The following is a 12779-nucleotide window of genomic DNA, read 5'->3' as shown; positions in this document are numbered from 1 at the left end:
CCATCCCCTGTTTAATCAGATTTTACCTAAATGTTTTAAGTGCCCCGCGAGTACATAAAGCACAGCGTAACTGACAAAGTGAGCTGAATGCTGATTGGCATCCATCATCGGATACACTTCTACGTAGTCCATACCGATAAGGCCGTGTTTGCCGAATTCGTGAATCATTGTGAGCAGTTCATATGAAGTTAAGCCGTTGCCGTCTACAGGGCCGCCGGGATTATATGCAAAATCCAGCACGTCACTGCAGATGGATAAGTAAACTACATCGACATCTTTTGCCGCCATATCGTATATTTCTTTCGCATAGGCACGTAAATCTTTCGCTTCGCGTATGTCATTAATCGTAATCGTGACTGCACCATTTTCTTTGGCATAGCGTCCTGTGTCCGGTTTGTTACGCGGTCCGTGAATACCTGTATGAATAATCGATTCGTTGCGGACCCCTTCTGTTTCGTACAAGCGCATAAACGGTGTGTTGCGTGCGTACTGTTCGCCCTCGTAATCCGGCATATTGTCGTAATGTGCATCGAGATGTATAATGCCGACTGTTTTACCGCTGTCAGCAAGAGACTTCAAAATTGGGTACGTCACACCGTGCTCGCCACCGAAGCCGACCAGAAACTTGCCTGTTTTCCATAACTCAGCTGAAAAATCTTCGATGTTCTGATATGACTGTTCATTGTCATGTGCAACAAACGGCACATCACCTGCGTCACCGAAAGTCAGATGTTCCGTCACATCAACATGATCAAGTTCCGGCAGATAGCCGCTGTAGCGTGCAGATGATGAGCGGATCTGCTTCGGTCCAAGTTCTACACCTGTATAATCTCCCCATGTACTTTCGCCTTCAAAAGGTGCACCGTAAAAAATCACATCAGTATCATACTCACCTTTTTTAACGAGGTTCTCTGCACCTAAAAAGCATGGAATGTTGCCGTAAATATTATCTTTCATAAATATAATTCCCCTTTATAATTTATTTTTATAAACGATTTCGCCTGTTACTCAACTACCCTGCGGTCTTATCAGCAAGTCTCTCCTGTTCCATCTTAAGCACTTTTTTCGCCAGCGACTGCTCTGATTCTTCATTTTGGTCCTGAACAATATTGGCAACTTCCGAGTCTTTGGCATACATATTAAACAGTTGTGATTTCTCCTCCAGCAGTTCAAGTATGCTCACATCGATACTGTCTTCTGTCAGCAGACGGTAAACGACGACATTGCGGGACTGTCCCATTCTGTATGCCCGGCTGATGGCCTGCTCTTCTGTTGAGGGTTTCCATTGCGGTTCGCACAGTACTACAATGTTAGCCGCCTGAATGTTCAGTCCCACCCCGCCGGCAATAATTTGAGCGGTCATCACCGCACCGTTTTCTGCTCTGGTGAAATCATCGATGATTTTCTGTCTTTCGTCATTTGGCACATCACCTGTAATGGCCGGGAACGACGGACCTGTAATATGCTGCTGGACGGTATCGATAACATCTCTGAAAAATGAAAACACAAGCACTTTATGTCCATTTTCTTTAGCTGATTCGCATATTTCCTTCAGCGCATCGAGTTTCGGAGATTTCTCCGGACTGCCGCCCTGCCATGCTGCTCTCCTCATTGTCATAATCTTACCGCCGGCGACAGCAGCGTTATAGATTTTCTCTTCTTCTTCTCCAAAATCAGACCATTGTTCAATAATTTCCAGTTCAGGCAGTTCACCAAGCACGTCGGCCCGGTTGCGTCTCAAATACACAGGTGCAATTTCTCTCATAAATTTTTGCGGTTTGAGAAGATGCAGTTCATTCGACAGCTTATCTGCAATATCCTGCTGCAGCACACTGATCAGCTGTTTCATCTCTTCGAGACGGTTTTCCAGCGGTGTTCCACTCATGTACACGGCAAATTCAGCTCTACGGGACATCTCATATACACTCTCTGACCGCTTTGCATCGGGATTCTTTACATAATGAGCCTCGTCTACGATAAGAATGTCCAGATTTTTCAATTTATCTTTATCAATATTTCTCGTATGGCTGAAAGTAGTAATGAGTATTCCGCCTTCGCGGCTCCACTGTTCAAATACTTCGTCTCTGTTTCTGCCATGATAAATAAATGCCTTAAGCTCAGTGAATTTTTCTGTTTCCCTTTTCCAGTTCGCCATAACACTTAACGGACAAACTGCAATTGCAAAAGATTTCCCCGTATTATTCAAATGATTAACAGCAGCGAGCGCCTGGACAGTTTTACCGAGACCCATTTCATCACCGAGCAGCACGCGTTTATTGTACAAAATATATTTCGTACCAAATTCCTGATAATGTCTCAATGTGAGATTGAGTCCTGACGTATCAATCTCAACTTTATTAACTGCCTCTACAAGTTCCGACGGCATGTCTTCCGTAACTTTTCTGTTGCTGTATCCGGTGACTTTCTCGATTTCAGAATAATATTTGATATTATTCTGGACAAAATCTTCTTTTAAGCTGCTTTCTTCAATGTTAAATCCGGTAATCTCAGCATAAATTTGCTCTATTCTTTCCAGCCTGTGCTGCATTTCACCGTTATTTAAACTTTCAATTGCCCCGGCAATGTCATCTTTCTTTTCCTGAGACTGGAATAACCGCATGATAAAGTTCTTCTGCTCTTTAACGATTTCAAATCTGTTCCGGTAATCTGTGATGAAACTTTTGAGCTCATTCAACAGGTACTCTTTCTTGATTAAAATATGCCATTTGGAGTTAATTGCACGAAGCGTATCATAGTCCAGACGCGTCATATTATCGGGGTTAATGCGCCCTTTAGCTCTTAAGTGCACAGACTGTTTAATTTTCTCAACTGCTTCTTTTAAAGGCTGAGCAGATTTTTCCCCGACACCTCTAACCTGCAGAAACTGGCTGACAGTGTAGTTCGACACATCATAAATCGTTTTTAAACCGGCATTAACCAGATTATTAACCGGCATTCCCTTTTCAATAGTCGAAACGGTATCAATGTGCATCTTTTTGAACTGCTCATTTGATTCCCGTTCTTTAATAAACTGCCATAATCTCGTGATTTCCCTGTCAAATTTCTCTTCGTCATAAGTTTTAAGTTTCGATTCTATCGTATCGATTCTACGCTCGATTTCAGTAACATCTTTTTTATTGGCAATCATAGCTTTCTCACCCAATTTTTTATTTAAATTCCACTGCAGAATATCAGTAATATTGTATTCCTAAACCCTATACCCTGTTTCGGCAGTTTATGCATTTAATAAAAATAGCCGTGAGAAAACATCTCACGGCTTCAGCTGGTTTGCTTCTTTATACGTCTTTTAATCCCTGTTCCAGATCACCGATAATGTCGTCAATGTTTTCTGTTCCGATCGACAGCCTTACCAATTCCGGCAGCACGCCTGAAGCGACCTGTTCTGCTTCTGATAACTGCTGGTGTGTCGTCGATGCCGGGTGAATCACTAATGATTTGGAGTCTCCGACGTTTGCAACGTGTGAAAACAGCCCAAGTCCGTCGACAAATTTCGCAATCTCTTCAACCGAACCGTCGATACCGAATGTCAGAATGGCACCTTGTCCTTTCGGCAGATATTTCTTGCCGAGTTCATGATATTTGTTACTTTCAAGCCCCGGATAATTTACCCATTTTACTTTAGGGTGCTGTTCCAGATACTCTGCTACTTTTTGTGCGTTCTCTGAATGACGTTCCATGCGAAGATGCAGTGTTTCAAGTCCTAACAGGAACTGCTGTACGTTGAACGGTGCGACTGCAGAGCCAAGATCCCGTAATAACTGAACACGCGCTTTCGTAATATACGCTGCAGGGCCGATATCCTTCGCATAAGACACACCGTGATAGCTTTCATCCGGTTCTGTCAGTCCCGGGAACTTGCCGTTATCCCAGTTAAATTTACCGCTGTCGACGATTACCCCGCCGATTGAAGTTCCGTGTCCGCCGATAAATTTAGTCGCAGAGTGCACGATGATGTCCGCGCCATGTTCAAACGGACGCAGCAGATACGGTGTTGCAAAAGTGCTGTCGACAATAAGAGGTACGTCGTTGCTGTGTGCAATTTCCGCCACTTTTTCAATATCCAGTACGTCGATGCGCGGGTTACCGATTGTCTCAGCGAAGATTGCGCGTGTTTTATCATTAATAGCTGCTTTAAAGTTTTCAGGGTCTGATGGATCAACGAAATGAACTTTAATACCCATCTTCTTAAACGTTACATTTAAAAGGTTGTATGTACCGCCGTAAAGGTTCGCAGATGCAACAATTTCATAGCCTGTTTCAACAATGTTTAAAAGTGATAAATGTATCGCTGCCTGTCCGGAAGACGTTGCAAGTGCACCGACACCGCCTTCAAGCGCTGTAATACGCTCCTCAAATACGTTCTGTGTCGGGTTCATAATGCGTGTATAAATGTTACCCGGCTTTGCCAGTGAGAATAAGTCCTGCGCATGCTGAGTATCGTCAAACACATAGCTCGTTGTCTGCGCAATCGGCACCGCACGTGATTTTGTATCATCGATCGTCTGTCCTGCATGTATCGTTAAAGTTTCCAGGTTCCAGTTTTCGTTAGTCATTAGTATTCCTCCATCATATTGGTTGAATTTTCTGATTTATAAATATATTTAAAATCATACTATCTCAGTAGGTGTTTTGCAAGGAAGGAAGTCTTTTCTTTACACTCAGTTTTTGAACGTATACTGTGGAGTTAAATTCCGAAACGATTAAGGGGTGCAGAGATGAAAATTAAAATCTTTCAATTTCAAGTCATCGACAGCGATACAGAAGCGAACTTAAATAAAGTCGAAGAAATGTTCCGCGAAACTGACTTAGGCAGTACAGACGTTGTTGTTCTTCCGGAAATGTGGACGTCCGGATATGATCTCGAAAATATTAGAGACTATGCTGCTGACAATCTGGAACCGGTAAAATCATTTATTGGCAGACTGGCTGCAGATAACGATGTCACAGTTGTTGCAGGTTCTATTCCAAACACATACGGAGGCAGCGGTGTGTACAATACTGCATTCACTGTAAATAATAACGGCGAACTGATTTATGAATACTCCAAGATGCATCTCGTACCGATGCTGAATGAACCGGAATTTCTGGAGAGCGGTGACAAGCCGGCCGAAGTATTTGAAATTAACGGGGAACCAGCAGGACAGGTCATCTGTTACGATTTACGTTTCCCTGAACTGTTCAGGGACCTGTCCCTGTCAGGTGCAAAAATAATATTCGTCGTTGCAGAGTGGCCGATTGAACGCACGGAACACTGGATTACACTGCTGAAAGCAAGAGCAATAGAAAATCAGTGCTATATCGTGGCAAGTAATACCACAGGCACTCAGCAAAACGGCACCCAATTTGCCGGGCGTTCGATGATTATTAATCCATTCGGGGAAATTCTCGCAGAAGCAGCAAAAGACACAGAAGAAACAGTTACAGCCGAACTTGATCTGAATTATATTGCCAAAGTCCGTAAAGACATTCCTATTTTCGACAGCAGAAGGAAAGAGCTGTATAAGTACTTATAAATTCAAAACTGTTCCCACTCAAAAAGAATGGGAACAGTTTTTATGCAAACACCATCTGTACAAGAATCATGTAAAATATCGTGCCGCCCGCGATTGACAGCAGCATGCTTTTTTTCCAGTAATGCAGCAGGACTATAAATCCGACCGCGAGCAGTTCCGGCATGAAACCGCTGATTGCCGTCACTTCCACTTCCCGTAATGCGTAAACTACCAAAAGGCCGAATACCGCCGGAGGCAGCATATACCCTAAATATTTTATGTATCGGGGCGTTTCTTTATCACTGCTGAATACTATAAACGGCAGGAATCTCGTCGTAAGTGTTCCAAGAACGACACATGCGATAATAATAATCTGCTGGGTTAATGTCATTACGAGATCACCTCTCTTTTCTCAACCGTTTTTCTAATCAGTGTCAACGTGACTAAAATCAGAACCATCGCCGGGATTATAAAATTCTCCGGACCAAAGACAATGAGACTTAACACAGAGGCTGCGATACCGGTAATTGAACTCACGTGGTACCGTTCCTTCATCCACTGATCGAGGAAAATCACGACAAACAGTGCGGTCATTACAAATTCCAGTCCTTCAGTATTGAATGTCACAGCCGATCCGAACAGACTGCCGACTGTCGTGCCGCCGACCCAGTACAGCTGATTCAGCACCGTCACGTAAAACATAAACCATCCGGAATTAATATGGGCCGGTGTCTTTTCAGTACTGTTAATAACGAAAGTTTCATCGCACATACCGTAGATTAAATAATATTTTTTCTTACCGGCATCTCTGAATTTATCGAGCATGGAAATGCCGTAAAACAGATGACGTGCGTTAATCATCAAAGTCAGCAGAAATGCACTGAAAGGATTAAATGCACCGAGCAGCATACTGCCCGCAACAAACTCCATCGAACCTGCAAAGATAAAAATGCTCATTAAAATAGCATACCAGGGCCCGAAGCCGAGGGAATTCATGTAAATACCGTAAGCAATGCCGAGGAAGGTGAATCCTGCGAGAATCGGTATCGTTTTCGGAAAGGCGTATTTCAAAGTTGCGATATGGTTATCAAAAGACATTTATGCCACCTGCTTTATGTATTTTTATATGCTGTGGTAACTCACCATCGGCAATTTACTTTACATTCTTTTATAACATAAAAAGACAGCATATTCTGAAAATATGCTGTTAAATCATTATTTTTCTTTAGCAATGGGAGCAAAGCTGTAATTTTCAAATCTGTTTCTCTGCTTTTCATTAAAATCATATTCAGCAAGTTTGCCGATATTCTGAATATAAACATCAAGCGAATCCGTAAGCATCAGGTTGACAGGCGCTTCTGTGACAGGATCTTTCTCCTGGTATAAAACGATAAATTTTTTCAATGCTTTACCGTACCCGATTTCAAAACCTGTACCCGGATCAACGTGTTCACCTACATAATCGTGAACCGCAACGACAGCATCACACCACTCAATGTGTTTAATGTCGTTATTGTAAACGAAGTCACGCCACTCATCTGAACCATGTTCAAGATGCTCTACCTGCTGCAGGCGCGGTGAAAACACCTCGGTAACTGTCGGGTTGTCAGCAAGAGCTTTCTCCACACGCTTCACACGTTCAAGCTGTTCTTCGTCAAAAAATGGACTCGCTAAATAAATTTTCATTTCATAATCCCCTGTTCTTTTATGATGACATTAATATGTTTTATGATTTATAAAAATACTTTCCACTTCGATAGAGTTGAAAATTCCATAGTACCTGCCTAATTATTACACTGTTCTTAAGATTTTCTCCATCTTTTTACCTTTGGCGAGTTCGTCTACCATCTTATCCATATAACGGATTTCCTGCATCAGCGGCTCTTCTATTTCTTCCACTCTCACACCGCAGATCACGCCTTTAACTTCTCTTCTTGCCGGGTTTAATGTCGGTGCCTGTTCAAAGAATTCTTCAAAGTTTACTTCTTTGTCTATCTGCTCTTCCAGCTCTTTTTGGGAATAACCGGTTAACCAGAGAATAATTTCATCCACTTCTTCTTTCGTTCTGCCTTTACGCTCCGCTTTTTTAATATAGTGCGGATACACACTGCTGAAACTCATTTTATAAATTTTATGACCTGCCATCGTTCTCCACCTCTTTAAAATAGTAATTAACTGACATCTCCTGCTTATTCATTTATAATAATATACGAACGTATGTTTGTACAGGATGTGATAATCATGACTATGGATGCTGTTGAAGTACTCTTTTTGCACTATGTAAATGGTAAAACCGAACAGGAAGTGCTGCAGCATGATTTCTGGTCGGCTGAATATAACCGCAGCCCGAAACAGCTGTTAAATTTTCTAATTGAATCAGGTGCTGTTTATAAATCCTGTGATTTGTCTGTCACTCTGACTAAACATACTATACCCGTTTTAAAAGATTTACTTAAAAAATCCGGCATTAAAGTTTCCGGAACCAAACCGGCCATCATTGAACGCATCAAAGCACATCAGGAATTTATCGATTTAAGCGCATTGGAACTTAACGGCGTTTACGTTGCCGATGAGTCACTGGACACGTTTCTTCATGACACTGTTTTTATTAATTATATCAGTCTGCACGGGCCGGTGACGATTTACGAAGCTTACGATTTTTATATTAAGCATCCCGATATGAGCAATTCAGACATTATTATTGCACTGCATGAAAACAAAATCTCTGCGTCTCTCAGCAAATCCAATAAATACGATGCGGTGAAGTGTCATCATCTGCTGTCTGTATACTATGACAGCGAGCTGAATGATATTCATAAAAGCCTGTACCACTTAAATCAATTCACCATGCTGATTATTCTGCAATCCATCGAAAGATATCAGAAAGAAACAGTTTCTCCCCCACATGATTTATTTTTTAACATCGACAACTTCACCGTTGAAAAGTACCGTAATTTGTTACTCATGAAACAATTTACGATTAATGAGCTTTATGAGCTGCTGCTTGAAGAAACAGCGGATCTGCCATACAGTCACAGCCATATTACGCTCGCTTCCCAGTTTATTATCAGGTATATTATCGGCAGTGAATATGCCTCGGTAAAACTGGCGGACGCACTGAATAACACTTAGTTAGAATTCGAACCTTATTGTTGTATTATGATGGTTGTCTTATGTTATTTTTAATAGTGAAGAGAAAACTATTTAAGGAGTGTTTTATTCATGGCAAAACGTTTTGAAGACAAAGTAATCCTTATGACAGGTGCCGCTTCCGGTCTTGGGCAGGACGCAGCAGTAAGAGTCGCATCCGAAGGTGCTAAATTAGTACTTGTCGACTTGAACGGAGAGGCACTGAAAGAAACAGAAGAGCTGATAAAAAAAGAAAACAGCAATGCTGAAGTGTTAACAGTGACAGCTGATGTTTCCGATGAAGAAGCTGTTAAAAATTACGTCAATAAAACTGTTGAGACATTCGGTAAAATTGACGGTTTCTTTAATAACGCCGGTATTGAAGGCAAACAAAATCTGACAGAAGACTACGGTTCGGATGAATTCCAGAAGGTAGTAAATATTAACCTGAACGGCGTATTCTTCGGTATGAAACACGTACTAAAAGTAATGAAGGAACAGGGGTACGGTTCAATCGTTAACACTGCTTCAGTCGGCGGAATCCGCGGCGTTGGCAACCAGTCCGGTTACTCAGCTACAAAACACGGTGTTGTCGGTCTGACACGCAACTCCGCCGTTGAATACGGACAGTTCGGTGTAAACATTAACGCAATTGCACCGGGTGCAATTATGACGGCAATGGTAAAAGGTTCATTAAAGCAAATGGATCCTGACAACTGGGAAGAAGCAGGTAAAGAGTTCGTTTCAGTTAACCCGATGAAACGTTTCGGCAAGCCTGAAGAAGTATCGGCACTTGTGGCATTCCTGCTGTCTGAAGCCGGGTTCATCAACGGTGCGGTCATTAACATTGACGGCGGACAATCTTATAAATACTAAAATGTTATAGATTTAAATTAAGACGGAAGCACATTGCTGCTTTCGTCTTTTTTTGTCTGCAGGTCTTTCGTATTCTAAATATTTTCAGATTATTTTGACTTGCCAATTAATTAGGCATATAATTTGGCATTATCCAAACTTTAATAAATAAAAGGGAGATGGGAACATGGATAATTTATTTTCTACATTGGACAGCCTGAACGAAGAAATTATTTCGATACGAAGACATCTACATAAGTATCCGGAACTGTCGTTTGAAGAAGTGGAAACACCGAAATACATAGCTGAATTTCATGAGCAGCTGGGTCATGAAGTCAGAACCGGCGTCGGCGGTAATGGCGTACTCGCTTATTTAAAAGGTGCGCACGAGGGACCCACTGTAGCACTCCGGGCCGACTTTGATGCATTGCCGATACACGAGGAAACTGAACTCGAATTCAGTTCGGTCAATGACGGCGTAATGCATGCCTGCGGACATGACGGGCACACCGCTACTCTGCTCGGCGTCGCCAAAGCTTTAAATAAACATAAAGAAGAACTGCACGGTACTGTCGTATTCATTCATCAGCATGCGGAAGAACTGCCGCCGGGCGGCGCCCGTCCAATGATTGAAGATGGTGCACTGGAAGGTGTCGATGTTATTTTCGGCACACATCTGCAGGCTCAGCTTCCTTTACACGAAATTAATTACCGTACAGATGAACTGCAGGCATCATCCGACTCATTCGAAGTAATAATTTACGGTAAAGGCGGACACGGTGCGATGCCACAAAATACGAAAGACAGTATTTTAATCGCGTCACAGCTCGTGGATAACTTCCAGCAGATTGTCAGCAGACGGGTAGATCCGCTTCAGTCGGCTGTTTTATCAGTCTGTTCATTCGAAGCAGCGGGTCCGTATAACGTCATCGCAAATACCGCGAAGCTGAAAGGCACCGTCCGTACTCTGAATGAGGATACACGTAAACTGATGGAACAGGAAATGCTGCGTGTAATTGAAGGAACCTGCCATTTAGCCGGTGCAGAATTTGATTTTAAATATGACCGCGGATATCCGGTACTGATTAATCATAAAGAAGAAACTGAATTCGTTATGGATGTTGCAGAAACCGTACCCGGAGTGAAGGAAATTAAAGAAACTGAACCGATTATGGGCGGGGAAGATTACTCTTACTATCTTCAGCAGGTAAAAGGAACATACTTCTTTACAGGTGCACAGCCTGAAGGTGTCGCAGACCCTTACCCGCACCACCATCCTAAATTTGATATCGATGAAAAATCACTACTCATTGCTGCAAAAATTCTTGCTGAATCCACAATGAAATACATGTCACAAAATAAGTAGTCACAAGGGAGAATGTTTATGGATAACACTTCAACACACTTATGGAAAGACTGGCGGCTGCATCTTGTCGTCATCGGAATTGTCATTATTACAGAATTAATCGGTACACACGAGATTCCCGTAGGGGCCGGCGCTATACTGCTCCTGCCGATGCTGTATGCGGTAATTATCGGACTTGGAACATTTTTTACACCGCTGATTAATAAAAAGCAGTCAAAAAAAGCTGAGACGCTCGTCTTTATGTCTGTCACACTGCTAATCGCGAAATTCGGTGTGCAGGCCGGCCCCGCTCTCCCGTAACTGATTAAAGCCGGTCCTGCTTTGATTCTTCAGGAGTTTGGTAATCTTGCCACAATATTAGTTGCACTGCCGGTCGCGATTTTACTCGGTTTAAAACGCGAAACAATCGGAATGACACATTCTATCGGTCGTGAAGCCAACCTCGCATTAATCTCGGAGAAATACGGTATTTCTTCTCCTGAAGGACGCGGTGTAGTATCGATGTATATTTTCGGTACGATTTTCGGGGCGATATTCCTCGGTTTAACTTCAGGACTGTTCGCTTCACTTTTACCCATCAGTCCCCTGTCTTTTGCCATGGCCACAGGTATTGGGAGCGGAAGTATGACTGCTGCCTCTCTCGGACCGCTGGTAGCGATGTATCCTGAACAGAGCGAGCTGATTACAGCTTATTCAGGGGCAAGTAATCTTCTCACTTCGGTGACCGGACTGTATATGAGTATATTTATCGGTTTACCGCTGGCGGAAAAGTATTACAGCCTGATTACCAAGTTAAAATCAAAGAAGAGAGGTTAAGAATATGCTGGATAAATTAACAGACTGGACATTGACACTTTCACTGGTTGCAGCGATGACACTGCTTGGCAACTTCATCGGGTATGAAGTGATGCCGCCTGCTGCATTGCCGGGGATTATCAGCTTAATGGTCATCGTCCTCATTGGCATGGTCATTCATGAAATTCTGCCGTTCAAATTACCCGCAATTGCCTATATCGGTGTTCTTGCTTTTCTCGTGACGATTCCGGGGGTCCCGGGTGCTGCACAAATATCAGCATGGACTTCTGAAGTGAATCTGCTTTCCCTGACTACACCGATTCTTGCCTATGCCGGGATTTCCATCGGAAATTCATGGGCAGACTTCGCCAAGATGGGATGGAAAACAATTATTATCGGGATGCTCGTACTGATTGGTACATATCTCGGATCTGCGGTTATTGCTGAGATTATTTTAAGATTCCAGGGTATAATATAAGATGAAATGACACATAAAAAAAACGGAAGCTGCCGCTTCCGTTTTGTTCTTTTACAAGCTGTCCTCTGAAAAGTTTTTATATCCTGATATTTCCTGTGTTTCATAAAACTCTTCAAAATATTTGATTGTCTCTTCATAGCTCAGACCGTCCAGGTGATAGATCTTACCGAACTCTTCTGACTTCCGCGCCGGTAATGCTTCGATAGTATAGCCATTTTCAAACTTTATACACTGCAGTGAATCCACTTCCAGATTCCGGTTATAAAAGCCCAGTGTCGCAAAACTGTCTTCTGCTTCTATAACATCTCTGACTGCACTTTCAACCTGTCCCCAGCTGGGGTTTGGAAAATCATCGAGTCCCGTGGACAATTCTGAATAGGACTCCTGTGTTTTATCATCCGCTTCATTGTTATCTTCTTCTGGTTTCAGAAAATCAAATAGTCCCATATACATATACTCCTCTATATTTATCGATTTTGTTTATACATTCTTTCCAATAATCAAATAAAGGTTCTTCTGCATGTTTCAGAGGTGTCATTTCTGTATTCGCTGCTTCTTTCAAAAACAAATACCTCCCAAAAGTTCATATACGTATGTTTGCCCTTTTTCACCGCGAAGTAATCATTAAAAAAAGATGCCGGAA

General features: G+C 42.5%; 14 protein-coding genes and 1 pseudogene. 6 read left to right on the top strand and 9 right to left on the bottom strand.

Annotated features, from left to right (window positions below; all coding sequences use genetic code 11):
• Positions 1-15 precede the first annotated feature (15 nt).
• The 3 genes from RZ44_RS08350 to RZ44_RS08340 all read right to left on the bottom strand — a co-directional run bounded on the left by RZ44_RS08350 (position 16) and on the right by RZ44_RS08340 (position 4574).
• Positions 16-957 (bottom strand): agmatinase family protein, encoded by a 942-nt coding sequence (locus RZ44_RS08350; protein WP_035810328.1) that lies wholly within the window; start codon positions 955-957, stop codon positions 16-18.
• A 55-nt stretch (positions 958-1012) separates the two neighbouring features.
• Positions 1013-3148, bottom strand: coding sequence for a DEAD/DEAH box helicase (locus tag RZ44_RS08345; RefSeq protein WP_052108922.1), 2136 nt, complete (start codon positions 3146-3148; stop codon positions 1013-1015).
• Positions 3149-3296: 148 nt separating this feature from the next.
• A complete protein-coding gene (locus RZ44_RS08340; RefSeq protein WP_035810325.1) occupies positions 3297-4574 on the bottom strand; it encodes a homocysteine synthase in 1278 nt (425 codons plus the stop codon).
• A gap of 162 nt (positions 4575-4736) precedes the next feature.
• Between RZ44_RS08340 and RZ44_RS08335 the strand changes: the two genes are divergently transcribed.
• Positions 4737-5534 carry a carbon-nitrogen family hydrolase gene (locus RZ44_RS08335; protein ID WP_035810322.1) on the top strand — a complete coding sequence of 266 codons (798 nt, stop codon included), beginning with the start codon at positions 4737-4739 and terminating at the stop codon, positions 5532-5534.
• 40 nt (positions 5535-5574) lie between these two features.
• Here the strand turns inward: RZ44_RS08335 and RZ44_RS08330 are convergent, their stop codons facing one another.
• From RZ44_RS08330 to RZ44_RS08315, 4 genes are all read right to left on the bottom strand, one after another.
• A complete protein-coding gene (locus tag RZ44_RS08330) occupies positions 5575-5904 on the bottom strand; it encodes a branched-chain amino acid transporter permease (RefSeq protein ID WP_035810319.1) in 330 nt (109 codons plus the stop codon).
• Positions 5904-6611 (bottom strand): AzlC family ABC transporter permease, encoded by a 708-nt coding sequence (locus RZ44_RS08325; RefSeq protein ID WP_035810316.1) that lies wholly within the window; start codon positions 6609-6611, stop codon positions 5904-5906. Before RZ44_RS08325 ends, RZ44_RS08330 begins: the two co-directional genes overlap by 1 nt.
• Before the next feature lie 117 nt (positions 6612-6728).
• Positions 6729-7199: a nucleoside 2-deoxyribosyltransferase gene (locus RZ44_RS08320; RefSeq protein ID WP_035810314.1), complete on the bottom strand. Its 471-nt coding sequence runs from the start codon at positions 7197-7199 to the stop codon at positions 6729-6731.
• 105 nt (positions 7200-7304) lie between these two features.
• Entirely contained in the window at positions 7305-7658 is a 354-nt protein-coding gene (locus tag RZ44_RS08315) for a DUF2200 domain-containing protein (protein ID WP_035810311.1), read from the bottom strand.
• 96 nt (positions 7659-7754) lie between these two features.
• Between RZ44_RS08315 and RZ44_RS08310 the strand changes: the two genes are divergently transcribed.
• From RZ44_RS08310 to RZ44_RS08290, 5 genes and pseudogenes are all read left to right on the top strand, one after another.
• A complete protein-coding gene (locus RZ44_RS08310; protein ID WP_035810309.1) occupies positions 7755-8645 on the top strand; it encodes an SAP domain-containing protein in 891 nt (296 codons plus the stop codon).
• Between the two features lie 90 nt (positions 8646-8735).
• Positions 8736-9518, top strand: a complete 783-nt coding sequence (locus tag RZ44_RS08305) for a glucose 1-dehydrogenase (RefSeq protein WP_035810307.1) — start codon at positions 8736-8738, stop codon at positions 9516-9518.
• A 166-nt stretch (positions 9519-9684) separates the two neighbouring features.
• Complete coding sequence (locus RZ44_RS08300) at positions 9685-10863, top strand: M20 metallopeptidase family protein (RefSeq protein WP_035810305.1); 1179 nt, start codon at positions 9685-9687, stop codon at positions 10861-10863.
• A gap of 18 nt (positions 10864-10881) precedes the next feature.
• A pseudogene (locus RZ44_RS08295) lies at positions 10882-11679 on the top strand (DUF3100 domain-containing protein).
• A gap of 4 nt (positions 11680-11683) precedes the next feature.
• Positions 11684-12136 carry a hypothetical protein gene (locus tag RZ44_RS08290; protein WP_035810302.1) on the top strand — a complete coding sequence of 151 codons (453 nt, stop codon included), beginning with the start codon at positions 11684-11686 and terminating at the stop codon, positions 12134-12136.
• Positions 12137-12187: 51 nt separating this feature from the next.
• On the opposite strand, the gene RZ44_RS08285 is transcribed toward RZ44_RS08290, so the two are convergent.
• Positions 12188-12583: a hypothetical protein gene (locus tag RZ44_RS08285; protein WP_035810300.1), complete on the bottom strand. Its 396-nt coding sequence runs from the start codon at positions 12581-12583 to the stop codon at positions 12188-12190.
• Positions 12570-12698, bottom strand: a complete 129-nt coding sequence (locus RZ44_RS11475; RefSeq protein ID WP_269448288.1) for a hypothetical protein — start codon at positions 12696-12698, stop codon at positions 12570-12572. Before RZ44_RS11475 ends, RZ44_RS08285 begins: the two co-directional genes overlap by 14 nt.
• Positions 12699-12779 lie beyond the last annotated feature (81 nt).

Origin of the sequence: Jeotgalicoccus saudimassiliensis, assembly GCF_000756715.1 — a bacterium.
Classification (GTDB): Bacteria; Bacillota; Bacilli; order Staphylococcales; family Salinicoccaceae; genus Jeotgalicoccus; species Jeotgalicoccus saudimassiliensis.
This window is presented reverse-complemented; position numbering and strand designations above follow the sequence as displayed.